This is a genomic window from Chromobacterium sp. Beijing (assembly GCF_021496765.1).
Taxonomy (GTDB): Bacteria; Pseudomonadota; Gammaproteobacteria; order Burkholderiales; family Chromobacteriaceae; genus Chromobacterium.
Map to the genome: position 1 here is coordinate 2,929,967 of NZ_CP053750.1, position 26,080 is coordinate 2,956,046.

The 26,080-nt window shown below is 63.6% G+C and carries 22 protein-coding genes; 13 read left to right on the plus strand and 9 right to left on the minus strand.

What is annotated here, in order from left to right; translation table 11 throughout:
- Positions 1-367: 367 nt before the first annotated feature.
- Positions 368-1,507 (minus strand): carbonic anhydrase, encoded by a 1,140-nt coding sequence (locus HQN78_RS13625; protein WP_235084319.1) that lies wholly within the window; start codon positions 1,505-1,507, stop codon positions 368-370.
- Positions 1,508-1,665: 158 nt separating this feature from the next.
- A complete protein-coding gene (locus tag HQN78_RS13630) occupies positions 1,666-2,049 on the minus strand; it encodes an ester cyclase (protein WP_235084320.1) in 384 nt (127 codons plus the stop codon).
- 328 nt (positions 2,050-2,377) lie between these two features.
- On the opposite strand from HQN78_RS13630, the gene HQN78_RS13635 reads away from it, so the two are divergent.
- The 3 genes from HQN78_RS13635 to HQN78_RS13645 all read left to right on the plus strand — a co-directional run bounded on the left by HQN78_RS13635 (position 2,378) and on the right by HQN78_RS13645 (position 5,108).
- Complete coding sequence (locus HQN78_RS13635; protein ID WP_235084321.1) at positions 2,378-3,310, plus strand: LysR family transcriptional regulator; 933 nt, start codon at positions 2,378-2,380, stop codon at positions 3,308-3,310.
- A gap of 94 nt (positions 3,311-3,404) precedes the next feature.
- Positions 3,405-4,589 (plus strand): FAD-dependent monooxygenase, encoded by a 1,185-nt coding sequence (locus tag HQN78_RS13640; RefSeq protein WP_235084324.1) that lies wholly within the window; start codon positions 3,405-3,407, stop codon positions 4,587-4,589.
- A gap of 120 nt (positions 4,590-4,709) precedes the next feature.
- Positions 4,710-5,108 (plus strand): hypothetical protein, encoded by a 399-nt coding sequence (locus HQN78_RS13645; protein ID WP_235084326.1) that lies wholly within the window; start codon positions 4,710-4,712, stop codon positions 5,106-5,108.
- A gap of 87 nt (positions 5,109-5,195) precedes the next feature.
- Here HQN78_RS13645 and HQN78_RS13650 read toward each other — a convergent pair whose 3' ends face one another.
- From HQN78_RS13650 to HQN78_RS13670, 5 genes are all read right to left on the minus strand, one after another.
- On the minus strand, positions 5,196-6,632 hold the full coding sequence (locus HQN78_RS13650; protein WP_107798199.1) for an EAL and HDOD domain-containing protein: 1,437 nt from the start codon (positions 6,630-6,632) through the stop codon (positions 5,196-5,198).
- A 50-nt stretch (positions 6,633-6,682) separates the two neighbouring features.
- Positions 6,683-7,783 carry a chorismate synthase gene (gene aroC, locus HQN78_RS13655; RefSeq protein WP_235084328.1) on the minus strand — a complete coding sequence of 367 codons (1,101 nt, stop codon included), beginning with the start codon at positions 7,781-7,783 and terminating at the stop codon, positions 6,683-6,685.
- A 57-nt stretch (positions 7,784-7,840) separates the two neighbouring features.
- A complete protein-coding gene (locus tag HQN78_RS13660) occupies positions 7,841-8,485 on the minus strand; it encodes a 2OG-Fe(II) oxygenase (protein WP_227107001.1) in 645 nt (214 codons plus the stop codon).
- Positions 8,486-8,544: 59 nt separating this feature from the next.
- Positions 8,545-9,462, minus strand: a complete 918-nt coding sequence (locus HQN78_RS13665) for an alpha/beta fold hydrolase (RefSeq protein WP_107798196.1) — start codon at positions 9,460-9,462, stop codon at positions 8,545-8,547.
- Positions 9,463-9,848: 386 nt separating this feature from the next.
- Positions 9,849-11,060, minus strand: a complete 1,212-nt coding sequence (locus HQN78_RS13670; protein ID WP_235084330.1) for an MFS transporter — start codon at positions 11,058-11,060, stop codon at positions 9,849-9,851.
- A 119-nt stretch (positions 11,061-11,179) separates the two neighbouring features.
- Between HQN78_RS13670 and HQN78_RS13675 the strand changes: the two genes are divergently transcribed.
- Both HQN78_RS13675 and HQN78_RS13680 read left to right on the plus strand, forming a co-directional pair.
- The gene (locus tag HQN78_RS13675; protein ID WP_235084335.1) at positions 11,180-12,850 is read left to right on the plus strand and encodes an SgrR family transcriptional regulator; all 1,671 of its coding nucleotides are present in this window, start codon (positions 11,180-11,182) and stop codon (positions 12,848-12,850) included.
- 117 nt (positions 12,851-12,967) lie between these two features.
- Positions 12,968-13,399, plus strand: coding sequence for an Hsp20/alpha crystallin family protein (locus HQN78_RS13680; RefSeq protein WP_235084336.1), 432 nt, complete (start codon positions 12,968-12,970; stop codon positions 13,397-13,399).
- 80 nt (positions 13,400-13,479) lie between these two features.
- Here HQN78_RS13680 and pepN read toward each other — a convergent pair whose 3' ends face one another.
- Complete coding sequence (gene pepN / locus HQN78_RS13685; RefSeq protein WP_235084337.1) at positions 13,480-16,104, minus strand: aminopeptidase N; 2,625 nt, start codon at positions 16,102-16,104, stop codon at positions 13,480-13,482.
- 82 nt (positions 16,105-16,186) lie between these two features.
- Positions 16,187-17,965 (minus strand): M61 family metallopeptidase, encoded by a 1,779-nt coding sequence (locus HQN78_RS13690; RefSeq protein ID WP_235084339.1) that lies wholly within the window; start codon positions 17,963-17,965, stop codon positions 16,187-16,189.
- A 471-nt stretch (positions 17,966-18,436) separates the two neighbouring features.
- On the opposite strand from HQN78_RS13690, the gene ccoN reads away from it, so the two are divergent.
- The 8 genes from ccoN (at position 18,437) to HQN78_RS13730 (ending at position 25,981) form a co-directional block, all read left to right on the plus strand.
- Positions 18,437-19,861: a cytochrome-c oxidase, cbb3-type subunit I gene (gene ccoN, locus HQN78_RS13695; protein ID WP_107798190.1), complete on the plus strand. Its 1,425-nt coding sequence runs from the start codon at positions 18,437-18,439 to the stop codon at positions 19,859-19,861.
- A gap of 16 nt (positions 19,862-19,877) precedes the next feature.
- Positions 19,878-20,492 (plus strand): cytochrome-c oxidase, cbb3-type subunit II, encoded by a 615-nt coding sequence (gene ccoO / locus HQN78_RS13700; protein ID WP_019102681.1) that lies wholly within the window; start codon positions 19,878-19,880, stop codon positions 20,490-20,492.
- A gap of 3 nt (positions 20,493-20,495) precedes the next feature.
- A complete protein-coding gene (locus HQN78_RS13705; protein ID WP_048410958.1) occupies positions 20,496-20,687 on the plus strand; it encodes a cbb3-type cytochrome c oxidase subunit 3 in 192 nt (63 codons plus the stop codon).
- Positions 20,684-21,601 carry a cytochrome-c oxidase, cbb3-type subunit III gene (gene ccoP, locus HQN78_RS13710; protein ID WP_019102683.1) on the plus strand — a complete coding sequence of 306 codons (918 nt, stop codon included), beginning with the start codon at positions 20,684-20,686 and terminating at the stop codon, positions 21,599-21,601. Before HQN78_RS13705 ends, ccoP begins: the two co-directional genes overlap by 4 nt.
- 155 nt (positions 21,602-21,756) lie before the next feature.
- Entirely contained in the window at positions 21,757-23,208 is a 1,452-nt protein-coding gene (ccoG, locus tag HQN78_RS13715; protein WP_107798189.1) for a cytochrome c oxidase accessory protein CcoG, read from the plus strand.
- Positions 23,209-23,211: 3 nt separating this feature from the next.
- Complete coding sequence (locus HQN78_RS13720; RefSeq protein ID WP_107798188.1) at positions 23,212-23,739, plus strand: FixH family protein; 528 nt, start codon at positions 23,212-23,214, stop codon at positions 23,737-23,739.
- Positions 23,739-24,158: a YbaY family lipoprotein gene (locus HQN78_RS13725; RefSeq protein ID WP_227106993.1), complete on the plus strand. Its 420-nt coding sequence runs from the start codon at positions 23,739-23,741 to the stop codon at positions 24,156-24,158. The genes HQN78_RS13720 and HQN78_RS13725 overlap by 1 nt, the downstream gene beginning before the upstream one ends.
- Before the next feature lie 446 nt (positions 24,159-24,604).
- Positions 24,605-25,981: a peptide MFS transporter gene (locus HQN78_RS13730; protein ID WP_107798187.1), complete on the plus strand. Its 1,377-nt coding sequence runs from the start codon at positions 24,605-24,607 to the stop codon at positions 25,979-25,981.
- Positions 25,982-26,080 lie beyond the last annotated feature (99 nt).

Consider the following 26,080-nt stretch of genomic DNA (forward strand, 5'->3'; position numbering starts at 1 on the left):
ACTTTCATTTATGAAAATAAAATCTAGACAATAATATTGTCCATTCACCGCCCATTCTCATCGCTTCAAAACTTTTTTGTAGCAAGCGCATTACAGCGATACGCTTTCAACACCGAAAAACCCTGTCGCCCGCAAACGCGAAACCATAGCGGCGGCATCAATAAGTCCATGCTAAGCGAAAAAACGATATTCGTTTTTGCGCATTGCCAAACAAATACGGATTAAGCGGAGAAAAAATGTCACAACCGGAATCATGAGAGGAAAAGCGCGCGCATCGGCTGTAACGGCGACGCTACCGCGCCGACACCGCGCAAATAGAATGGCCGCCTGTCGGCGGCCATGGGCGAAGCGGAAATGCGGCGCGCCGCTATTTCATGAAACTGTATTTGAAGAACTGGCCGGCGCGGCTCATTTCGCGGATCTTGGCCGGATCGGTCTCGCCGTTCAGATTGGTGATCACCAGCTTGCCGTAGCCTTGCTTCAGATCGTTGCGGAAGTCGTAGAACGCGCCCAGCACCGCCAGCTTGCCCGCCTCCACCTCGCCGGCGTAGGTCATGATCGCGGTTTCCACCTGATTGTTGACGTTCAGCAGCGCGCCGTTGGTGGGGTCTATGCCCTTGGGAATGTCGATGGTGGACAGCTCTTTGCGGATTGCCGGCTCCAGCCCGCCGTAGTCGCCGGAGGCGGCCTTGATCGCGCCGCAGGCGGCATGGCCGATGATGATCAGCAAGGGGGTATGCAAATGCCTCACCCCGTATTCGACCGACCCCTCGGCGGTGGCCAATTGATTGCCGATGTCCCGCACCATGAACAGATCGTTGACCGCGTCGCCGTGGAAGGCATTGGTTTGCACCCGGGAATCCGAGCAAGTCACCACGGTGGCGCGCGGGCTCTGATGCTCGGCGAAGCGCTCAAAATAGGCTTTGTCGTGCGCCTTCATATAGCGGGCGTTGGCTTCGACTATGGTCTCCACCACGCCGCGCACTTGCTGGGCCTCGGAGGCCAAATGCGCGCCGGCGTGCGCGTCGCCGTGCTCGGCAGCAACCGCCTTGCGCTTGGGCTTGACCACGCGGCGCTTTTTCACCGGCGCGTGCACTTCCGGGCTGGGTTCGCTCAAATTCTTGGCCGCCGGCGGCGGCGCCATCTTCACCGCCGGTTCCATTTTCTCCGGCGGTTTGGCCTCGGCGTGTTTGGCTTCAGCGGGCTTGGCCTCCGCCGGTTTGGCTTCCGCGTGCTTCGCCTCCGGCTTGACCTCCGCTTTGGCCTCCGCTTTGGCCTCCGCCTTGGCGGCGGGCTTGGCCTCGGTCTTGTGTTCCGCCGCCGGCGCGGCCGGCTTGGCCGGCTCCGCCTTGTGGGCTTCCGGCGCCGCCGGCTTCAACTTCAGCGGCAGCTTGATCACCGTCTTGGGCTGAGACCCTTCGGCCGGCGCCGCCTCCTCCGCCCAAGCCTGGGCCGTCAACAACAAGAGACAAAGCGCCAGTCGGCGCCTGCGTCCAAGCATCCCCATTTACCACTCCTTATTGTCATCTTGGCGGTCATTATATTTATGCAATATCGGCTATGTTTGATAAAACTGAAAGACGATATTAATTGACCGGTAATTAGCCCAAAAAAATGACAATAAGTTAAATTAACGCCACTCAACATGCAAACGGCGCCGGCGGCTCAGCTGCTTTGTATCCAGTACTCGACAATGCGGCCATCCGCCACCCGGTAGCAGGCGCTGCCGATCTGGCGCAGCGGCTCGCCGCTGGGCGGGCGGCCGTCCAGGCCGGCCAGGTCATGTCCCAACTGGGTCCAGCGCGCGTAAGCCTTGTCTCCGTCCACCAGCAATTCGTCCACCCTCAGTTCAAAGGCGCCGTAGTCGCGCAGGAAGTCCCGCACATGGGCGGCGTAGTCGGCCGGGCTGCGCTCCAGCGTATGCGGCGACTCCGCCACCAATTGATGCGCCAATACCTTGGGCGCCAGATAATCGCCGGCCGCGTCCGGATTGCGTCCGGAACGCACCTCCTTCAAAAACCCCGTCACTACCGCTCTGGTATCCTGCATTTTCGTTTCTCCTCGATTCGACATCACGGTCAATGAAACACCCGTCGGTTCCGCGCGCAATCCACCGGATTGGCGCACTGCCGCCCTCCGTTCGACGCCGCGCACCTCGCCCGCTCCAGCGCCTCCGTTTCATCGCGCAACGCCCGCCGCGTGTGGGCTTGCATGCCCTGCCACCACAAACGGCCCAGCCGCCCCCAGAATCGACTCCACGCCCCCCAGGCTCCCAATGCCATGATGCGCTCCAATTGTTCTGCTATTGATCACGCAAGCATGCTAATCTACATGCGCATACAATAAAATCCGTGAAATATCCACACACTGTTCTGAAATGAAAACAAACCACCCTCCCTCTCCGGACGCTCTGCTGGCCTTCGACGCGCTGGCCCGCCACGGCAGTTTCACCGCGGCGGCCGACGCGCTCGGCTGCGCCAAAAGCCGCGTCAGCCAATTGGTCAAGCAACTGGAGCTGGAGCTGGGCGCGGTGCTGGTGCTGCGCAATACTCGGCGCGTGGCGCTGACCGAGGCCGGCCAGCGGCTGGCCGTGCACGCGCGCCAGCTGCGCGAGATGCTGGACCGGGTGCGCGGCGACGTCGGCAATGTGCAGGATTGCGTGGAAGGGCCGCTGGTGATCAGCTCCGCGTCCGCCTTCGCCCAGTTCCTGCTGGTCCCCATCCTGTCCGAGCTGTCCAATCAATACCCGGGGCTGGAGATGCAGCTGCAAGTGGAGAACCGGCTGCAAGACCCGGTGGCGGAAGGGCTGGATTTTTGCGTGCGCACGCGCAATGTCTACGACGACGGACTGGTGGCCAAACCGCTGGGCTTCATGCGCGAAACCGTCTACGCCTCGCCCGGCTACCTGGCCCAGGCGCCCAGGCTGGAACACCCGGAAGACCTGCGCCTGCACCGCGTGCTCTACGATTCCAGCAAGGCGCCCAGCGAGGCGGTGGAATGGGCGCTGGAGAAGGACGGCGTCTATGTGCGCATGCCGGTGCGGCCGGTGCTCAGCTGCAATCAGTATTCGCCGCTGGTGTCCGGCGCGGTGGCCGGCTGCGGACTGGCGCTGCTGCCCCATTACGTGGCCAGCAGCTTTCTCGCCACCGGCCAGTTGGTGCCGGTGCTGCCGGGCTGGAGCCACGATTGCTGGCCGGCCTTCCTGGTCTACCCTTACCGTCACCCGCTGCCGCGCAAGAACGAGATCTTCGTCCAGCACGTGGTGCCGCGGCTGCGCGCGCTGCTGGCGGCGGAACCGCAAACGGCTTGATCCAGGCCAAGACGCGCGGCGCCTCCCCTGGGCTATGCTGGCGCGCGACCCGGCGCTCGGCGAAAGGCGCGGGCAAACGATTGGAAAGGGATTTATGCAATACAGCGATATTCTCATCGTCGGCGGCGGCATGGTGGGCTCGGCGCTGGCCGCCGCGCTGTCCGGCCACGGCCTGAGCATTGCGGTGCTGGAGCAAGCGCCGCCCGCCCCGTTCGACGCGGCCCAGCCGCCGGATCTGCGGGTTTCGGCGATCAGTCCGGCCTCGGCTCGCTTTCTGGCCGGCATCGGCGCCTGGGACGCGGTGCTGGCGATGCGCGCGGCCCCCTATCTGCGCATGCAGGTGTGGGAGGGCGAAGAAGCCGACGGCACGCTGTTCACCGCCGAGGAGGCCGGCGAGGCCGCGCTCGGCCACATCGTGGAAAACCGGGTGGTGCAACTGGCCGCCACCCAGGCCCTGCGCCAATGCGCCGACGTCGACTATCTGGCCCCGGCCGCCATCCGCCGCATCGTCTACCAGCCCTTCGCCTCCCGCGTGGAGCTGGAAGACGGCCGTCAACTGAGCGCCCGCTTGCTGATCGCCGCCGACGGCGCGCGCTCGTCGGTGCGCGACGCCGCCGGCATCGGCGTCACCAGTTGGGACTATCCCATGCACGCGCTGGTGGCTTGCTGCGAGCAAGAGCAAACGCAGCAGGACATCACCTGGCAACGCTTCACCCCCACCGGCCCGCAAGCCTTTTTGCCGCTGACCGGCGAATACGGCTCGCTGGTCTGGTATCACCGTCCGCCGGACGTCCAGCGGCTGCTGGCGCTGGACGAGGCCGAGCTGGCCGCGGCCTTTCACGCCGCCTTCCCCCGCAAGCTGGGCGCGATCCGCCGCATCGTGGCCAAGGGCAGCTTCGCGCTGACTCGCCGCCACGCGCAGCGCTACGTCAAGGACGGCGTGGCCCTGGTGGGCGACGCCGCCCACACCATCCACCCCTTGGCCGGCCAGGGCGTGAACCTGGGCTTCCAGGACGCGGCCAAGCTGGCCGAAGTGATACGGGAAGCCGCGGCCCAAGGCCGGGACTTCGCCGCCGTCGACGCGCTGCAACGCTACCAGCGCGCGCGCAAGCCGGCCAATCTGGCGATGCAGACCGCGATGGACGCCTTCTGCTACGGCTTCGGCAACGATATCGCCCCGCTGCGGCTGGCGCGCAAGCTGGGGATGCGCGTGGCCAACCACGCCGGCCCGCTGAAACGCGAAGCGATACGCTACGCGCTGGGCTTGAAAGGCGGCTGACGCCGGCGGCGTCTCCTTGAGCGGCCGGCGTCATCGCCCCTTGGCGGCTATGCTGAAGCGTCTGGCCCTCATCAGCGCCGCCGTCGCGGCGGGTCGGCCATCGCTCAAGGAGGCCATTTCATGAAACGTCTGACATTGCTGGCGGCTCTGCTTTACGCGCTCGGCGCCCTTTCCTCCCCCGCCTGGTCCGTCTCGCCTGCCCACGGGCCGCTGCTCAGCCAGGCTGGCGGCGGTGGCGGTGGCGGTGGACACGAGGGCGGCGGCGGAGGTTCCGGCGGCGGCGGACATGAGGGAGGCGGCGCCGGCGGTGGCTCCGGAGGCGGCGGCAACCATGACGGCGGCCCACAGGGCGGCGGTCATGCTCCCGGCAACGCCAACGGCGGCCCGCAACACGGCGCGGCCCCCGGCAACGCGCCCTCCGGCGCGCCCCATGGGGAACCGCCGGGAGACCGCCGCGCGGCGCCGGGCGCCGACGATGCGGCCGCTCAGGGACAGGCTCCGGCCGGCAACGGCCAATAAACAAGCACAGGAAAGCAAACAGGCCGCATCCGAGGATGCGGCCTGTTTGCTGTCAGCGCGCCGTCATGCCTGATTTGGAACAGGCCCTCAAACCGCCTCCACATTGTTGTGGACTTCGCTGTCGCGCAAGACCACCTGCGCCCACACCGCGGCGTCCATATAGTACTGGTTGACCAATTCCACCTCGAAATCCAGCACCTTGGCCAAGGCTTCGATCTGCTCGGTGTCGCCCTGCTCGCAGGCCAACGCCATCGCCAGGAAGGGCGCGAACATGCCGCGGCGCTCCACCACCGCCTCGCGCACCGGCGAGGCCAGCTCCAGCGGGTCCAGCACATCGGGAAACGGCACCCCGAGCAAAACGTCCAGCATGGAGAACATGCCGGTGAGGAACAGATGCTCGGCCTCCACCCGGTTGCCGCGATAGCTGCCCATGCGCTCCAGCAGGCGGGCGCGGATCAGCGACTTTTCCAGCAGCGACACCGCGGTGCCGTCGTCCTTGCGCGCGGTGAACAACAGCATGGACAGCCACTTGAACAAGGTTTCCCGGCCCAGCAGCAGCAGGGTTTCCTCTATGGTCTGCACCTTGCGCGACAAACCGTGCACCGGCGAATTCATGAAACGCAGCAGTTTGAACAGCAGCACCGAGTCCAGCTTGAACTGGGTCTCGATCTCGGCGGCTTCGGCATTGGCGCGCAACATGCGCATGATTTGCAGCACCCGGGTCTGGCTGGCGTCCACCTTGCCGCCCTCCAGCGCGCGCACGGTGGCGATGAAGGGGCCGTGGAACAAGGCGAAACGATTATGCCCCGGCCCGCGCAGACAGACGTCCAGATCCTCGGCAGTGCCGACGTTGCGCGCCATCCAGCGCACAGTGGGATAACGCTTGGGCAGTTGATCCAGAATGGGCTCCAGCACCTTGCCGGACGGCGCGTCGAAGTCCAGGATCATGAAGTCCATGCGGCTGAACAAATCGTTCTGCAGGTGCGCCGGCAGGCTGCCCGGATCGTAGCCGGCCGGCTCCAGCGCAAAGCGCATCGCTTTTTGCTTGAGCGCGTCCAGCTGCCGGATCATCTCCTCGGACACCGAACCGGTCTGGGACGGCTCCAGCACGAAGATCACGCTGCTGGCCGGCATATTCGACAGCATAGGCTCGTCCAGGGTGTCGATGGAGATATGGACAAAGGCGCGGCGGAAAGCCAGCAAGCGGAAGATGTCCATATTCTGCAGCGTGCTGAGCATCAGCCTGTCGAACTCTTGCTGCTTGCCGGCGGCGATATTGCGCTTGCCCTGGCGCACGAAGAAATCGTAAGCCACCACCCTTTGCAGCCTGTCCATCACCGGCTGGTGCGAAACAAAGCCCAGGGTGGGCGGCAAATCCAGCGGCGGCGCGTTTTCCAGCTGCCGGCTGGCCGGCGAGTCGTGCGCCAGCTCGGTGAACGGCGCGGGCACGACCTGTTCGTCGCTGGAGGAGTCCGAAGATTTCTTCATACGGCCGGTCAGGCCGCTGATCAGATTTTTCAGCATGTTCCATCCTACCGGATATGCCGGCGTCGTCCCGGCTTACGGTTTACAGTCTAGCCGATTCGGCCGGCAATTCTGGGAGTATCTACCGAAACATCGCCGCATTGCGCGCGATGGCGCAAGGCGTGGTCGATCAACACCAGCGCCAGCATCGCCTCGGCGATCGGCGTGGCGCGGATGCCGACGCAAGGATCGTGGCGGCCGTGGGTTTCCATGGTCAGCGGCTGGCCCTGCTTGTCTATGGAGCGGCGCGGCTGGGCGATGGAGGACGTCGGCTTGATGGCGATGGACACTTCGATCTCCTGGCCGGTGGAAATGCCGCCGAGCACGCCGCCGGCGTGATTGCTGGCGAAGCCCTGCGGCGTCAGTTCGTCGCCGTGCTCGCTGCCGCGCTGGGTCACGCAGCCGAAGCCGGCGCCGATCTCCACGCCCTTGACCGCGTTGATGCTCATCATCGCGTGGGCGATGTCGGCGTCCAGCCGGTCGAACACCGGCTCGCCCCAGCCCACCGGCACATTTTCAGCCACCACCCGCAGCCGCGCGCCGATGGAGTCCAGGCTCTTGCGCACGCTGTCCATATAGCTTTCCAGCTGCGGCACCACCTCGGGATCGGCGGCGAAGAAGGGGTTGCCGGACACATGCTCCCAGCCCTTGAACGGGATGGCGATTTCGCCGATCTGGCTCATGTGGCCGCGGATGACGATGCCGTAGCGCTGATGCAGCCATTTCTTGGCGATGGCGCCGGCGGCCACCCGCACCGCGGTCTCGCGGGCGGAGGAACGGCCGCCGCCGCGCGGATCGCGGATGCCGTACTTATGCCAATAGCAGTAATCCGCATGGCCGGGACGGAAGGTGTCGGCGATATTGCCGTAGTCCTTGCTGCGCTGATCGGTGTTGCGGATCAGCAGCGCGATCGGCGTGCCGGTGGTCTTGCCCTCGTACACGCCGGACAGGATTTCCACCGCGTCCGGCTCGCGGCGCTGGGTGACGTGGCGGCTGGTGCCGGGCTTGCGCCGGTCCAGCTCCGCCTGGATGTCGGCTTCGCTGATCTCCAGCCCCGGCGGGCAGCCGTCCACCACGCAGCCAATGGCCGGGCCGTGGCTTTCGCCGAAGGAAGTCACCGTGAACAACAACCCCATGGTATTGCCTGACATCTTCACTGTCCTTTGTATGCGGAATCCTTGGCGAAGATTCTAGCACGAGCCGTCGGCCTACCAGCCGGCCGCCGTCGCCATGCGGCGGCGAAACCAGCCGGTGATGGACAAACGCTGCCGGCCGGCCGGCAACACCTCGTGCCAGAAGCGGTCGGACAAAAACAGCGCCAGGGTGCCGGCCTCCGGCCGGACGTCGACATGGCGCTCGCCGTCCTCGTCCAGATAAAGCCGCATCTCGCCGCCGGCGTCGGCCGGCCAGTCGTCGTTCAGGTAGAGCACCGCGGTCAGCGCGCGCGCGTCGTCGTCGCGGAAGCGGTCCAGGTGTTTTTTATAGAAAGCGCCCTGCGGATACACGGCGAAGTGGGACTCCAAGTCCTCCAGCCCCATGTAGAAGGCCTGGTTGACCGCCTGGCGGACAGCGTCCAGCTTGGAGAAATACAAGGATGCGGCGGAATCGGCATTGTCCGGCTCCAGCCACAGCACCGAGTCGGAACGGATTTCGCTGCGGCGGTTTTGCTGCGCGGCGCGTCCGACGGCGGCTTCATGGAACTTGCCCTGCTGCCAGTGGACGAGGCATTCCTCGCGCAGCAAGCGGATGTCTTCGGCAGAGAACAGGCTGCGGTCTACGACCCAGCCCTGTTCGGCAAGGTTGTCGATAACGGGCCCTAGCAAATAGGGCGAAACTTCAAAGTCTTGTGTCATGGTTCATTCTCCCAGGCGCGATTTCTACCACAGCCGCGCACCAAGGAAAATGTCATTTATCAGTAATTTTCGCTGACCTGATCATACTCACCATGCAGCCATGCCAATACCAGCGGGAAATGGTCCCGGATGGCATCAGGATGGGTCAATAATGACACGTGGTTGTAATCGTGAAGATGGCCGACGCGCCGGGACAGCAGGCGCAGCCGCGACAGGTGCGGGCCGGATTCGTCGCGGAAACGGCGCACGTCCTCCGGATGGCCGCGGCAGGGATCGTGGCCGGCGGCGAAGTACAGGGCCGGCGGCAAACGGGCGCCTTGGGCGGCGGCGCCGTAATCGAAGCCGTCGTCGCTGTCCACCCAGGGCTTGGGCTGCGCCCACAGCTTGCTTTGCAGATGGCTCTTGTCGCTCTCGTCGTCCGCCCCCAGCCGGATGCGCCGCGCCGGCAGATAGCCGAACAGGCGGATCAAGACCCGCGAGGCGATATTCCACATGAAATCCACCTCCACCAGCTTGTTCAGATTGCGCACCCGCACGCTGCGCTTGCTGCCGAAGTAAACCAGGCTGGCCACTTGCTCAGCCAGCTCGGGAAAGCGGATCAGGCAGCTGGACATGTGCACGCCGCCCCAGGAATGAGCCATCCAATGCAGCGGCGCGCCGTTCTTGAGTTCGCGGATGTGGCGATGCAGCGCCGGCAAATCCTCGCAGATGGTCTCGGTCTGCCCGTGGCGCGAGGCGCGGCTGATCTTGGGCAGGCTGCGGCCGCGGCCCCGCAGATCGGCGACGAACACATCGTAGCCGGCCTCGGCCAGGTAATGAGCCAGCCCTCGGCCGGAATCGCTGTAAAAAGTGCGGCCGTTGGCCATCACCCCGTGCAACAACAGCACCGGCGGGCCGTCCTCGCGGCAATAAATGCGTTTCAGATACAACTGCTCGCCGCCCACCGCGACAAAGCGGTCCTGCTGGCGCTTTTCCATGCCTTCTCCTCGTATCGGCGTCTGCTTCGTCGTCTGCGCGACAATTCAAACAAGCGCTTGATCATGACAAAAAAGCCGCCAAAGAGAAAGCCCGCCCTGCGTCAGAACCTGTTCAAAGCCTCTCGAGCCAGAGCGAGACAAGGCGGACACGGCTGAAGAGGCGGAATGTACGGGTGGTAATGAGCATTCTGAAGACGTTTTCAATACCGTATCGCCGACGCGTAGCAGATCGTAAACAAGTTCTCAGAGCCTGTTCAAAGTCTCGCGAGCAAGGGCGAGACAAGGCGAAAACGAGCGAAAAAGCGGAGTGTACAAGTGGTACATGAGCATTTTGAGCTTGTTTTTAACGCCGTATCGCCGAAGCGCAGCAGACTTTGAACAGGTTCTCAGGTCTTCAAGGCCGAAGCCTGCCACACGCCGCCGCCCCGGGCCTGCCGCAAGGCCTCGCCGCGCAGCGCCAGCCACCAGGCCAGCGCGCACAAGCTCGCCATCGCCGCGAATAAAGTCCCGCCGGACGCGCGGGCCAGCATCCAGCCGGCCAGCATCGGCCCCAGCGCTCCGCCCAGACTGGCCAGATTCTGCGCGCCGTAGTAGACGCCCTTGCAGTCCTCCGGCGCGATCGCGTCTATGTACAGGTATTCGGCCGGCACCAGCACGATCTCGCCCACGGTGAACACCAGCATCGCCGTACACATGCCCAGCAGCCCGCCGGGGACCCAGCCCAAGCCCAAGGTGCCCAGCCCCAGCAGCAGAAAGCCGGCGCCGATGGCTTTCATCAAGCCGGCGTCGCCTATCCGCCGGCCCAGCGGGTATTGCAGCAAGATCACGCCGACCGCGTTGCAGCTGATCAGCGCCGACATCCAGCGCAACACCTCGGCCTCCGGCAAACTCTGCATCAGATACAGGGGCAGATAGCTGGAAAAACGCGCGTACACCAGGTTGGCCAAGGCGCAACTCAGGGTGAACAAGACCAGCACCCGGTCTTGCCGCAAACGGCCCAGCGTCGCCAGAAAGCCCGGCGCAGGCGCGCCGGCCTCCCGGCTGGGCGCGCAAGGGCCGCGCGGCGTCGCCGCTCCGCCGGCCGCGGCCAGCGCGATCGCGCACCAGAACGGCCAGTTCCCGTCCCAAGCCAACAGCAGGCTGCACAGCAAGGGCCCCAGCGCCCAGCCGACATTGGCCAGGGTGTAACGCAGGGAAAAGGCCTTGCCGCGCCGCTCCGGCGGCAGCAAATCGCTGATCATGGCCTTGATCGCGATGCTGTGCACCGCCTGGCCGATCTCGCTGAGCGCCAGCGCCAGCGCGCTCCACCACAGCTGCTGGCTCAGCGGCAGCACCAGATAGTTCAACGCGATCAAGGCCGCGGCGCCCAGCAACACCGGCCGCCGCGGCCAACGATCCAGCAAATGGCCGCCGTACAAACCCATCAAGGCGGACAGCAGCAAGACGCCGCCCAGCAGCAGGCCGGTCTGCTCGCCGCTCAAGCTCAGTTGCCGCCCCAGGGTCAGCACCAGCAGCGGCGCGATCACCGCCCGGCTCATCGTCAACAACCAGGAGCCGGCCAGCAGCCAACGCACCTGGATTTCTTTTTCGCCAATCATGCCAAGGCCTATGCAAACAGGAAGTGCCCCCAGTATCCTGCTAAAAGCGGAATGTAAAAATGGATGCGAACCAAACAAATTGCTTCCGCTTTTAGCCTAGCCCTCAACCGGAAACGAGCATGAAGCTGGAACGACAATATCAGGCGCTGCACCAGGCCTACGCCGGCCGGCAGCCCGCCCAGCCGGGGCTGGCCGAGCTGTGCGCGCTGTGGGACTGCAGCGAGCGCAACGCCCGGCTGCAGCTGGCCAAGATGCGCGAGCGCGGCTGGCTGGCCTGGGAGCCGGGCCGGGGGCGCGGCCGCAAATCGCGGCTAAGCCTGCTCTGCCCGCCGGAACAGCTGGAATGGCAGCGTCTGCAGCGCTTGCTGCGCGACGGCAAGCTGGAGCAGGCCTTCGCCCAATTGCCGCCGCAGCGGCGCGAACAATTGCTGAGCGCGCTGCCGCAATACCTGGGCAGCGCCGCGCAAGGCCGCTGCCTGCGCATCCCGATACCGCATGCGCCGCTGAGCCTGGACCCGGTCACCGTCAGCGGCCGGCTGGAATCCCATCTGGTCCGGCAGATATTCGACCGGCTATGCCGTTTCGACCGCGCGCTGCAAAGCCTGCAGGGCGGCCTGGCCCATCACTGGGAAAGCGACGCCGCGGCCAGGCGCTGGCGCTTCTGGCTGCGCCCCGGCCTGCAATTCCACGACGGCTCGCCCTTGCAGGCCGACGCCGCGGCCGCCAGCCTGCTGCGACTGCGCGAATCCGACAATCCTTATCAGCGGCAATACCGCCACCTGAGCGCGGTCGAGGTCCACGATCCGCTGTCCTTCAGCTGTCGCTTGGACGACGGAGATTTTCTATGGCCGCAGCGGCTGGCCACCGCCAACAGCTCCATCGTCCCCTTGCGGCGCGGCGCCGACTTCGAACGCCTGCCGGTGGGCAGCGGTCCGTTCCGGGCGCTGCGCCACAGCGAGCAGCGGCTTAGCCTGGCCGCCTTCGCCGCCCATTACCGCGAGCGGGCGCTGCTGGACGAGATCGAGCTGTGGTTCATTCCCGCCGGCGACGACGGCCAGGACTTCCACCTGCGCCTGGATTACGCCAACGACGACGCCAACGGCACGCTGCAATCGGCCTGCACCTATTTGCTGCTGAACCCGGCCTTGCCGGACAGCGAGCGCGCTCCGCTGATGCGCTGGCTGGCCGAGCCCGCGCTGGTCCAGGCCAACGACGTTCTGCAGACGCCGGCGGCCGGCCTGCTGCCGGGCTGGCGACATCCCTTGCCGCGAGCCGAGCGCCGCCCCCGGCTGGACCGCGCCCGCCTGCGCCTGTTCCATTACGACCTGCCCTGCTTTCCGCCGCTGGCCGCCGCCATCCGCCAGCGCCTGGCCGGCCTGTCCATCGACCTGGAGATCCACGCCCTCAGCCGGCGCGCCTTTTTTCACGATCAGGACTGGTGGCGGCAGGCCGATCTGATGTTGTGCAGCGAGGTCTTGCACGACGATCGCGACTATAGCTGCCACGAATGGTTGGGCACCCGGCAACCGTTGCAGCGCGGCCTGGGCGCGGCGGCGCAGGCGCGGCTGAACGCGCAATTGCAGGACATCCAGCGCCAGCCGGACACCCAACAGCGGATGGCCGGTTACGCCGCCATCGGCGACTGGCTGTGCGCCGAGGGCTGGGTGCTGCCGCTATCGCATGAGCGCCAGGGCCATCAGGCCAGTCCCCAGCTGGCCGGCCTGCAAATGAGCGAAAACGGCTGGACCGATTTCGCCGGCCTATGGCTGAGACCTGTCCAATCGGACTGATGCGCGCGCGTCCCGCCACATTCCGCCCGCGCCGGGGCTTGAGAATCCGCGCGGCGTCCCTATATCGACAACAGGGCCCGTTTTACATCTAATCCATTGATCTAAAAGGAGAGTAAGATGAACATCCTGCCTTCCCGCGGCAATGTTAGCCTGTTTGACGAACTGTTCCGCGACTTCAGCCCCGGCTTTTTCATCAAGCCGCTGCACGGCGATCCCCTGCCCAGCCAGATCAAGATCGACGTGAGGGAATCCGAAACCCAGTTCACCGTTCACGCGGAAATCCCCGGCGTCGGCAAGGAGGATATCCATGTGGAAGTGGACGGCCCGCTGGTCACCATCAAGGCGGAAGTGCGCCAGACGGACAGCGAGCGCAAGGACGAACGCCCGCTGCGCACCGAGCGGTTTTACGGCGCGGTGTCGCGCAGCTTCCAGCTGCCGGCCGAGATCGAACGCAACGCGGCCAGCGCCAAGTATGAAAACGGCGTGCTCAGCCTGACGCTGCCGAAGAAACAAGGCGGACAGGGCGGGCAACGGCTGCGCGTAGAATAAGCCGCGCCGGGCAACCCAAGCCGCCATGAAAAAAGCCCCGGTTTGAAACCGGGGCTTTGTTTTGAGCGGCGCGAGACGGCTCAGGCTTCCAAAATCTTGGACACGATCTCGTACACGTCCTTGGACAGCGTTTGCCCGGCCAGACGCTGCAATTGCTCGCGCATCAGCGCCTGACGCGCCGGCTCCAGCTTCTTCAGCCGGCGGAAGGCGTTGACGATGCGGCTGGCCACCTGCGGATTGATCGCGTCCAGCGCCAGCACCTGATCGGCGAGGAAGCGATAGCCGCTGCCGTCGGCGGCGTGGAACAAGGCCATATTGGCGCCGAAGGTGCCGATCAGCGCGCGCGCCTTATTGGGGTTCTTCAAGGTGAAGGCCGGATGCTGCATCGCCGCCTGCACATGCTCCAGCGTGCCCGGCAGTTGGCTGCTGGCCACCAGCATGAAGAACTTGTCCATCACCAGCGCGTCTCCCTGCCAGCGGGCGGCGAAGGCGGTGAAGCAATCGTCGCGCTCGGCGCCGTCGCGATCGCGCAAGGCCAGCATCGCGCCCATCTGGTCGGTCATATTGTCCGCCTCCTGGCACTGCTTGGAGGCGGCCTCCGCCGGCCAGGCGTCGTCCAGGCGGTTCAGCATGGCCAGCGCGCGGTTCTTCAGATCGCGCTTGCCGGCGTCCTGCGGCTTGTAATCGCGGGTCTGGCTCAGCTCGTACGCCTCGCGCCACTCGCCGCGCAGCGCCTGCGCCAGCTCGTCCAGCACGAAATCGCGCACCTGATGGATGCTCGCCGGATCGGCCGCCTCCACCATCTCCAGGATTTCCGCCTCGGAAGGCAGAGCCAGCATCAAGGCCTTGAACGCCGGATCGGCGACATGGTCCTTGAGCACCGCGCGGAAGGCGGCGACGAAGGTTTCCGGCAACTTCGGCTCGCCGCCGGCGGCCAGCGTCGTCAACAGCTGCTTGAACAGGCGCTCGGCCAAGGTCTGGCCGGCTTCCCAGCGGCTGAAGCTGTCGCTGTCGTTGGCCATCAGGAAAGCCAGTTGGTCGTCGCGCCAATCGAAATCCAGCTTCACCGGCGCGGAGAAGCCGCGCAGCAGCGAAGGCACCGGCTCGGCCGGCACGTCGACGAAGGTGAAGCTCTGCTCCGCCGCCTTGACGTCCAGCACCCGGGTGCCGCCCTGCGCCTCGGCCTCGCCTTCCATCCGCAGCGGCAGGTCGGCGCCGTCCGCGCCCACCAGACCCAGGGCCAGCGGGATGTGGAAGGGCTGCTTCTGCTCCTGGCCCGGGGTGGCCGGGCAGGATTGGCGCACGTTCAGGGTGTAGCTGCGCGCCACGCTGTCGTAACGGCCGCTGACGCTGAGCACCGGGGTGCCGGCCTGGCTGTACCACAGGCCGAACTGACCCAGGTCCACGTCGTTGGCGTCGGCCATCGCCGCGCGGAAGTCGTCGCAGGTCACCGCCTGGCCGTCATGGCGTTTGAAATACAGATCCATGCCCTTGCGGAAGCCGGCTTCGCCCAGCAAGGTGTGATACATGCGCACCACTTCCGCGCCTTTTTCATACACCGTCATGGTGTAGAAATTATTCATCTCGATATAGCTGTCCGGGCGAATGGGATGGGAGGTGGGGCCCGCGTCCTCCGGGAACTGATGAGCGCGCAGGCCCTTGACGTCCTCGATGCGCTTGACCGCGCGGCTGCTCATGTCGGCGCCGAACTCCTGGTCGCGGAACACGGTCAGGCCTTCCTTCAGCGACAGCTGGAACCAGTCGCGGCAGGTGACGCGGTTGCCGGTCCAGTTGTGGAAGTATTCATGGCCGATCACCCGCTCCACGCCCTGGAAGTCGGCGTCGGTGGCGGTGTCCTTGCGCGCCAACACGTACTTGGTGTTGAAGACGTTGAGGCCCTTGTTCTCCATCGCGCCCATATTGAAGTCGCCGACGGCGACGATCATATAGATGTCCAGATCGTATTCCAGGCCGAAGCGCTGCTCGTCCCACTTCATCGAGTGCTTCAGGGACTCCATCGCGTGCTGGGTCTTGTCCTGATCGGCCGGTTCGGTCCAGATCTCCAGCGCCACTTCGCGGCCGCGCATGGTGACGAACTTGTCCTTCAGCGCCGTCAGCTTGCCGGCCACCAAGGCGAACAGATAAGACGGCTTCTTGTACGGGTCCACCCACTTCACCCAGTGGCGCTTCTTGTCCACCATGCCCTCGCCCACCTTGTTGCCGTTGGAGAGCAGCACCGGGAATTTGTGCTTGTCCGCCATGATGGTGGTGGTGAACTTGGCCATCACGTCGGGACGGTCCAGGTAATAGGTGATTTTGCGGAAGCCTTCCGGCTCGCATTGGGTGAACAGATTGCCGTTGGACGCGTACAAGCCCATCAGACTGGTGTTGGCCGCCGGATCGATCTCGGTTTCCACTTCCAGGATGAAGCTGTCCGGTACGCCGCGCACGGTCAGTTGATCGTTGGCCAGCGCGTAGCCGCCTTCGCCCAGGCGTTCGCCGTCCAGCGTCACCGCCACCAATGCGGCGCTGCCGTCCAGCACCAGATCGTCCTGGCGCGCGGCCTTGTCGTTGCGGGTCACCACCAGGCGCGCGTGCACGCGGGTGGCGTCGTCTTCGATGTCGAAGCTCAGATCGACGCGGTCGATCAGAAAAGCGGGGGCTGCGTAGTCGTTGCGGTACTTGACTTGCGGCTGTTGAGCCATGTCTACGTCTCCTTCGATGCCGGCTGCGCCGGTCTTGGCTGGAGGGGGACGACGCCGGGCAGCGGCGCCGACCCGATGAATATTAGCGGCGCAGCCACTGCGCGCCGCCGTCCTGCAACAGCAGGCGGCAGGCGTCGGTAGGAGCGGCTTGCAGCTCCACTTGCGCGCTGATCAGTTCGTCGCGGCGGAACCAGTGCAGTTTCAGCTTATCGCCGGGCTGGTAGCGCGCCAGCGCCTTGTCCAGGTCCACGGCCTTGAGCTTGTCTATGGCCACGATCACGTCGCCGCCGGACAGGCCGGCGCCTTGCGCCGCGCCGCCGTCGTAGACATTGAGCACGCGCACGCCCTGGGCCTCGGCCACGGCCTTGATCCCCAGGCTGGCCGGCGCAGGCTTGCCGCTCAACGCCAGGCCGCCGCGGTCGCCGGCGTTGGCCGCCGGCTCGAAGCGCAGCTCCACGCCCTGGGCCGCCAACAGTTCGGCCAGCGGCAGGGACTCAACGCCGCGCAGCGCGCGATCGAAAAAGGCCTTGAGGTCCAGGCCGGTGACGGCCTGCGCCTGGCTTTCCCACTCGTCCTCGGCCAGGCCCTTGCCGTCGTCCAGCCATTTGCGCCACAGCGCGCGCATCACGTCGTCCAGCGACTGACGGCCCTGGCTGTCGCGGCGTATGGTCAGGTCCAGCGCCAGCGCGGCCAGCGCGCCCTTGGTGTAATAGCTGACGATGCTGTTGGGGCTGTTTTCGTCTTGTCGATAGTACTTGGTCCACGCTTCGAAGCTGGATTGCTCCAGCGTCTGCTTCAAGCGGCCGGCGCCGCGCTCGACGCCGCTGATGGTTTCCGCCAGCAGGCCCAGATAGCGCTTCTCGTCTATCAGGCCGCAACGCACCAGGCTCAAGTCGTCGTAATAGGAAGTGATGCCCTCGAAGGCCCACAGCAGACGGGTATAGCCTTCCTGGTTCAGATCGTAGGGCGTGAACGCCGCCGGCTTCATCCGCTTGACGTTCCAGCTGTGGAAATATTCGTGGCTGATCAGACCCAGCAGCTTCAGATAGCCGTCGCCGATCTCCTCGACGCCCTGCTGCGGCAAGTCGTCGCGATTGGCCACCAGCGCGGTGGAGGCGCGATGCTCCAGGCCGCCGTAGATGTCCTTGCCGACGAAAAGCATGAATACGTAGCGCTCGAAGGGCGCCGGCTCGCCGAACAGCTTGATCTGGTATTCGCAGATTTTCTTGGCGTCGCGCGCCAGGCGCTTGAGGTCGGCGCGGAAGCGGCCGGAGACGACGAATTCGTGCGGCACGCCGCAGGCTTTGAAGCTGACGCGTTCGAAAGCGCCCAGTTCCACCGGGTGGTCGATCAACTCGTCGTAAGAGGCGGCCTGATAGCCGCCGAAGCCGGTTTTCTTGTCCGCGCCGCGCTCCGGCAAGCTGGTCGCCACCTTCCAATCGGCGTAGGCCTTGCCTTCCGGCGGCAGGATCTCCACCTCGCAAGCCTCGTTCTCGTAGCCGTCCGCCGCCAGGAAAACGCTGCTGCCGTTATAGAAGCCGCGCTGCGCGTCCAGATAAGCGCCGCGCACCGACAGATCAAACGCATAAACTTTATAGCGTAGAACCAACGAGCCCTTGACTGGCGCGGCTTGCCAACTGTTTTTTGTCAGCTGGACCAGCCGCACCGCTTTTCCCGCGGATTCCGCGCGAATTTCCACAATATGTTTGGAGAACTCCCGGATCATGTAACTGCCGGGAATCCACGCCGGCAATGAGAAAATCTGGCCATTCTTGGCGGGCCGGGAAACGGTCAGGACGACCTCGAAAAGATGCGCCTCCGGGGCGCTCGGACATAGGGTGTAGCGGACGGAAACGGTCATGATCTGCCTGCAATCGTTGCAAAACCTTCTGATTTTAGCACTTGCCGCGGGTAAACGCTGCGTTTTATGACATCTTGATCCAGGTCAAGAAGGCTGGGCCGCCAGACAATACAATCTCGGTCAGTAGCAACAGTATTTGCAAGAACTGTCACGCTCGCTTGAGACATAAATAAAGACAAATGGGAAAGCGACATCCCCGGCCGTCCAAACTGGCCCGATATGGGTAATTGATTTAGAATGCCGGGTTAACTAAATGGGGAAATTGCGCTGTCGCAATACGGGATGAACTGCTAATACAGACATCAGTACCGCTGCGATCTGGGTCAAGCGCTTGATTTTAATAAAAGTCGTTTTCCCTGCGGCATCGTCTGGATACAGTCACATCGGTACAGATGGGGACAGTTTCCCGGACTTCAAGCCGCCGATTAGATATGTCACGTTCTGAGTTAGCAACCTTGGAGAAAACCCTAAATGGAAACGCAATCCACTTATAACTATAAGGTGGTGCGCCAATTTGCCATCATGACCGTCGTGTGGGGCATTGTCGGCATGTTGGTGGGCGTCATCATTGCGGCCCAACTGGTCTGGCCCGAATTGAACTTCGGCCCCTGGTTCCACTTTGGCCGCCTGCGTCCTCTGCACACCAATGCGGTCATCTTCGCCTTTGGCGGTTGCGGCCTGTTCGCCACCTCCTATTACGTGGTGCAGCGTACCTGTAACGTCCGGCTGATCTCCGACAAGCTCGCCGCCTTCACCTTCTGGGGCTGGCAGCTGGTGATCGTGCTGGCCGCCATCACCTTGCCGCTGGGCCTGACCACCAGCAAGGAATACGCCGAGCTGGAATGGCCGATCAAACTGCTGATCGCGGTGATCTGGGTTGTTTACGCCATCGTTTTCTTCGGCACCATCGCCATCCGCAAGGTCAAGCACATCTACGTGGCCAACTGGTTCTACGGCGCCTTCATTCTGGCCGTGGCCCTGCTGCACATCGTCAACTCCGCCTTCGTGCCGGTGTCGCTGTGGAAATCCTACTCCGCCTACTCCGGCGCCGTGGACGCCATGGTGCAATGGTGGTACGGCCACAACGCCGTGGGCTTCTTCCTGACCGCCGCCTTCCTGGGCATGATGTACTACTTCATCCCGAAACAGGCTGGCCGTCCGGTTTACTCCTACCGCCTGTCCGTGGTGCACTTCTGGGCGCTGATCTTCACCTATATGTGGGCCGGTCCTCACCACCTGCATTACACCAGCCTGCCTGACTGGACCCAGTCCGTAGGCATGGTGTTCTCCCTGGTGCTGCTGGCTCCGAGCTGGGGCGGCATGATCAACGGCATCATGACGCTGTCCGGCGCCTGGCATAAGCTGCGCACCGATCCGGTGTTGAAATTCCTGGTGGTTTCGCTGTCCTTCTACGGCATGTCCACCTTCGAAGGCCCGATGATGTCGATCAAGACCGTCAACGCCTTGTCCCACTACACCGACTGGACCATCGGCCACGTGCACTCCGGCGCGCTGGGCTGGGTGGGCTTCATCACCATCGGTTCCATGTACTATCTGATTCCGCGCCTGTTCGGCCGCGAATCCATGTTCAGCCTGAAGCTGGTTGAAGCCCATTTCTGGCTCGCCACCGTCGGCGTGGTGCTGTACATCGCCGCACTGTGGATCTCCGGCGTGACCCAGGGCCTGATGTGGCGCGCGCTGAACCCGGACGGCACCCTGACCTACGCCTTCGTAGAGGCGGTCAAGGCCACCTATCCGTACCACTTCGTGCGTCTGCTCGGCGGCTTCCTGTACCTGCTCGGCATGTTCCTGATGGCCTACAACACCTTCCGCACCGTAACCGCGGGCCGTGCCGTAGACGCCAAGATCCCGGCCATCACCGCCCACGCTCATTGAGGCGCAAGGAAACATCATGGATAAGATACAAAAACTGATCGAAGAACACGTCGGCTATCTGATCGTGTTCACCCTGCTGGTCGTCAGCGTGGCCGGTCTGGTGGAAATTCTGCCGCTGGCCTTCCAGAAATCGACCACTCAGCCGGTGGCCGGCGTCAAGCCCTACACCGCCGTGCAGCTGGCCGGCCGCGACATCTACATCCGCGAAGGCTGCCATACCTGCCACACGCAGATGATCCGTCCGTTCCGCGCTGAAACCGAGCGCTACGGCCACTACTCCGTGGCCGGCGAATCGGTGTACGACCACCCCTTCCTGTGGGGCTCCAAGCGCACCGGTCCGGACCTGGCCCGCGTGGGCGCCCGTTACTCCGACGAATGGCACCGCGTGCACCTGATCAACCCGCGCGACGTGGTTCCCGAGTCCAATATGCCGGCCTTCCCGTGGCTGGCCAAGAATCTGGCCGACGCCGACATTGTGCCGACCAAGATGAAGGCGCTGCGCCTGGTGGGCGTTCCCTATACCGACAAGGACATCGCCGAGGCCAAGGCCCAGGTGGAGGGCAAGTCGGAAATGGACGTGCTGGTCGCTTACCTGCAAGGCCTGGGCCTTGCCTTGAAGAACGTTCGCTAAGCCATGGACTGGGTAACCATCGGACGCTCGCTGTTCACGGTAGTGTGCTTTGCATTCTTCATCGTGGTGCTGGGCATCGCCTACAGCAAGCGCTCCAAGAACCGGTATGAGGACGCGGCCAACCTGCCCTTCCTCGACGACGACAAGGTGCAGGAAGCGGAACAAGACCAAGCTTCCAACGGAGCAAGAAAATGAGTGATTTCGTGAGCGAATTCTGGAACATCTGGATCACCGCGATCGTGCTGGGCGGCCTCGTCTGGCTGACCTATCTGGTGTTTTCGCAATCCAAGATCAAGGTGCAAAAGGGCGAACAGGTGGAGATCACCGGCCACGTGTGGGACGGCGACCTCTCCGAGTACAACCACCCGCTGCCGCGCTGGTGGATGCTGATGTTCTATGTGACCCTGGCCTTCGCCGTGGTCTATCTGATCCTGTATCCCGGCCTCGGCACCTGGAAAGGCGTGTTCGGCTGGACCTCGGTAGACCAGTACAAGAAGGAACGCGCGCAGGCGGAGGCCAAGTATCAGCCGCTGTACGACCAGTTCCTGAAGCAGGACGTCAAGGCCGTGGCCGCGGATCCCAAGGCTCAGGAAATGGGCAAGCGCCTGTTCCAGACCTACTGCGTGCAGTGCCACGGTTCCGACGCCCGCGGCGCCAAGGGCTTCCCCAACCTGACCGACAACAAGTGGCTGTGGGGCGGCGACATCAAGACCATCCACACCACCATCTCCGAAGGCCGTCACGGCCAGATGCCGGCCTGGGGCGCGGCGTTCGGCGAGGAAAAGGTCAAGGACGTGGCCAACTACGTGCTCTCCCTGTCCAAGCGCAAGCATGACGCGGAGCGTGCGGTGCGCGGCAAGGAAACCTTCGCCACGGTCTGTATCGCCTGCCACGGCGCGGACGGCAAGGGCAACCCGCAGCTGGGCGCGCCCAATCTGACCGACAACAACTGGCTGTACGGCGGCAGCGAGAAAACCATCATCGAAACCATCACCAACGGCCGCAACAACCAGATGCCGGCCTGGAAAGACTTCCTGGGTGAAGGCAAGGTGCATCTGTTGACCGCTTACGTCTGGGGCTTGTCCAACAACCCCAAAGCGCCGCAATAAACCGGTACCGACCTACTGCCCGCTCACGCGGGCAGTATTCTTTCGCGAGGATGTTATATGATTTCATATAACATCTCCGCTCCGACGCAGCCGCGCATTTCGCCAAGTCCATGCCGCGCATGGCTTTGGCCAAATCCGCAGAGAAGGAAACGCCCATGTCCGATTCGCTCAAGGAAATTCCGATCAAGGTCGAACCGCCGCGCCAGGCCGGCCAGCAGCCCGACGCCACCGAGACCGTTTCTCTGTACGAGTCGCATACCAAGATCTATCCGCGCGCCGTCAAAGGCCTGTTCAACAATCTGCGCGTGCTCTTCGTCATAGGCACCCAGCTGGTCTTCCTCGGCCTGCCCTGGCTGAGCTGGAACGGACGCCAGGCGCTGCATTTCGACCTGATCGAACGCAAATTCCACCTGTTCGGCCTCACCATCTGGCCGCAGGACTTCGTCTATCTGGCCGCGCTGCTGATGTGCTGCGCCTTCGCCCTGTTCACCTGGACCACCATCGCCGGCCGGCTGTGGTGCGGTTATTCCTGTCCGCAGACGGTCTACACCGAAATCATGCTGTGGATAGAGCAATGGGTGGAAGGCGACCGCAACAAGCGCATCAAGCTGGACAAGTCGCCGATGAGCTTGCGCAAATTCCGCCTCAAATTCACCAAGCACGCCTTGATGATCCTGTTCTCGCTGTGGACCGGCTTCACCCTGGTGGGCTACTTCACGCCGATCCGCGATCTGGTGGCCGCCGCGCCGCGCTTCGACTACGGGCCCTGGGAAGCGTTCTGGATGTTCTTCTACGCCGGCTTCACCTATCTGCTGGCCAACTTCATGCGCGAGCAGGTCTGCAAATACATGTGCCCGTACGCGCGCTTCCAGAGCGTGATGTTCGACGCCGACACTCTGATCATTTCCTATGACGAAAAGCGCGGCGAACCGCGCGGCGCGCGCAAGAAAGGCAGCGACCCGAAGGAACAGGGTCTGGGCGCCTGCATCAACTGCAGCATCTGCGTTCAAGTCTGCCCGGTGGGCATAGACATCCGCAACGGCCTGCAATACGAGTGCATAGGCTGCGCGGCCTGCATCGACGCCTGCGACGAGGTGATGGATAAAATGGCCTATCCGCGCGGCCTGATCCGTTACACCACGGAAAACGCGCTGGAAGGCAAATACCCGGAAAAGGCCATCGCCTCCCGGCTCAAGCGCCCGCGCGTGATACTGTATACGCTGGTGCTCAGCGTCGTCATCGCCACCTCCATCGGCTCCATGCTGATGCGCAAGCCCTTCAAGGTGGACGTGCTGCGCGACCGCGCCTCGCTGGTGCGCGAAACCGATGCCGGCTGGCTGGAAAACACCTATATCATTAAAATTATCAATACTACGGAACAGAATCAGCATTTCAGGATCACAGCATCGGGCTTGCCCGGCCTGAAAGTGCAGGCCGACCGCAAGGACATCGCCGTCGCGGCCACCGGCAACACCGACGTCACCGTCCACGTCCAGGCCGATCCGCAGTACGCGACCAAGGGCAGCCACGAGATCCGCTTCCTGATCGAGTCCATCAACAACCCTTCCCTGCAAGTGGAAGAGAAGTCCAGCTTCATCGGAGAGTAATACATGCAGCACACCCACCCTGCTCCGCGCCCCTGGTACCGCGAGCCCTGGCCCTGGATTCTGTTCGGCCTGCCGCTGATTTCCGTCATCGTCGGCGTGATGTTCCTCGCCACCGCGATCCGCACCGACGACGGCCTGGTCACCGACGACTATTACAAAAAGGGCAAGGCCATCAATATGGAGCTGCGCCGCGACAAGCAAGCCTTCAATATGGGCCTGAGCGCGCAGCTGATGGTGGGCTCGGATCAGCGCACGCTGCGGCTGATCACCACCAGCAAGGTGGCGCTGCCCGCCACCATCACCATGCGCATGGTGCATCCGGCTCAGGACGACTTCGACCAACAAGTGGATATGCGCCAAGCCGGCCCCAATCTCTACCAGGCCACGCTGCCGACAGTTCCGGTCAAGGCCAACCACTGGTACATCCTGCTGGAAGACCAGGCCAAGCAATGGCGGCTGCAGGGCGAGTGGAAGCCGGCTGAAGGCCAGACCGTCTCGCTGGGCCACCCCAACCTGGAGCCGGCGGACTGATGATGACGCGATGGTTCCGCGCCCTGTGCGCGCTGACTCTGGGCCTGGCCATGAGCGCCGCCCACGCCGGCGGCTTCGTGCCCGCCTACCTGACCGGCAATATCGCGCCGCAGCAGAGCGCGACGCTGTCCCAGGCCAAGGACGTGCTGGTCAAGGTTCGCCTGCTGGATCAAAGCCGCCAGGACGCGCCGCCGCAGCTGCTGGCCGAGCAAATCCTGGAAAAGCCGCGCAGCATCCCGGCGGACTTCTCCCTGTGCTACGACAAGCAGGCGATCAAACCCGACGGTCGCTACGTGGTGGAAGGCCAGATCTTCGTTGACGGCGAACTGCGCTACAACAGCAGCCGCCAGACCGAGGTGCTGCGCGCCGGCGCCGACGAACACCCGCAGCTGAGGCTGGACACCGTCGGCGGCAATTAAACGCCGAAGCGCTCCGCCTCCCGGCCCTGCTTCCCGCAGGGCTTTTTCTTTGTCCGCCGCCGCCGGCGCCCGATCAAGTGTTGCTGTTTTGCCTCAGCGCCGGCGAGCCCGGCCCTCAGCCTCCCCTCCAAGGCCGGCAGCGCCGCAAACACGCTTAAGCCCTTCTCCCGCCGGGATTTTCGACAATAGCCCGAATATGAAGCCTCACAGCACCCATGTCATTTTGCTTACAAATAAATATGACAAATAAAGACAGTTAGTGACGCATTTACTCTATAAACACTGATTGTATGGCAACAAATATTAAAAAATTTTCACATCCAAACATTTCCTAGTTATTATCAAAAATTGCCTACAAAATCCAAGGCAAGTAAAAACTACAACAACACCTCACTCGATCTTGCTCGTTCAAGTGGTGTCACTCAAGTCACACAAGGAAATAATCTATGTCGACCACTTCGCATCCCAAAGGGCTCTATCTGCTTTTTGTGACCGAAATGTGGGAGCGCTTCAGCTATTACGGCATGCGCGCCATTTTCGTGCTGTTCATGATCAAGGCTCTGATGTTCGACAAGGCTCACGCCGCCGACATCTACGGCACTTATACCGGCCTGGTCTACCTGACTCCGCTGATCGGCGGCTATATCGCCGACCGCTACTGGGGTAACCGCCGTTCCATCCTGGTGGGCGGCGTGCTGATGGCCATTGGCCAGTTCATGCTGTTCTTCTCCGGATCGCTGCACGACAGCAATGTGCAAAGCGCCTCCTGGCTGCTGTACGGCGGCCTGGGCATGCTGATTGCCGGCAACGGCCTGTTCAAGCCGAACATTTCCTCGATGGTGGGCCAGCTCTACCCTGAGGGCGACAAGCGCGTCGACTCCGCCTTCACCATCTTCTACATGGGCATCAACGCCGGCTCGCTGATCGCGCCGCTGGTCTGCGGCACCCTGGGCGACACCGGCCACCCGGCCGACTTCAAATGGGGCTTCATGGCCGCCGGCTTCGGCATGCTGCTGAGCCTGGTCGTGTTCTCGCTGTTCAAGAACAAATACCTGGTGACCCCGGAAGGCAAGCCCATCGGCATGGCGCCCAAGCGCCACCACGACAGCGGCGAAAAAGTGGTTCACGCCCCGCTGACCCGCATAGAGAAAGAGCGCCTGGCGGTGATCCTGATCGTGTCCGCCTTCGTGATCTTCTTCTGGTCCGCCTTTGAGCAAGCCGGCGCCTCGCTGACCTTCTTCGCCGAAGAGCAGACCAACCGCAACCTGCTCGGCTTCACCGTGCCGGCCTCCTACTTCCAGTCCATCAACCCGATTTCGGTGGTGATCTTCGCGCCCATCTTCGCCCTCATCTGGACCAAGCTGGGCCACAACAACCGCGAGCCGAACTCCCCGGTGAAAATGGCGCTGGGCCTGTTCTTCCTGGCGCTGGGCTATCTGGTGATCGCCTTCGGCGTGGAAGGCCTGGAACCGGGCGTCAAGGTCAGCATGCTGTGGCTGGTCAGCCTGTACGTGCTGCACACCTTCGGCGAACTGTGCCTGTCCCCGATTGGCCTGTCCCTGGTGGTGAAACTGTCCCCGGCCCGCTTCACCGGTCTGATGATGGGCATCTGGTTCCTGTCCAACGCCGCCGCCAACAAGTTCGCCGGCACCCTGTCTGAACTGTACCCGGACCCGAGCAAGCCGGTGCCGCACTTCCTCGGCTACGCCATCAGCAATCTGCACGACTTCTTCATGCTGTTCGTGGCCATGGCCGGCGTCAGCTCGCTGGTGCTGTTCGCGCTGTCCTACAAACTGAAAAAAATGATGCACGGCCTGCAATAAGGCCAAGCGTCGCCGGCCGGGCTCCCAGCCCGGCCCCGCAAGCAGCCGGCGGACGCCGGCTTTTTTTGCGCCGTCCCCGGCCAACACAGACCGGAGAAA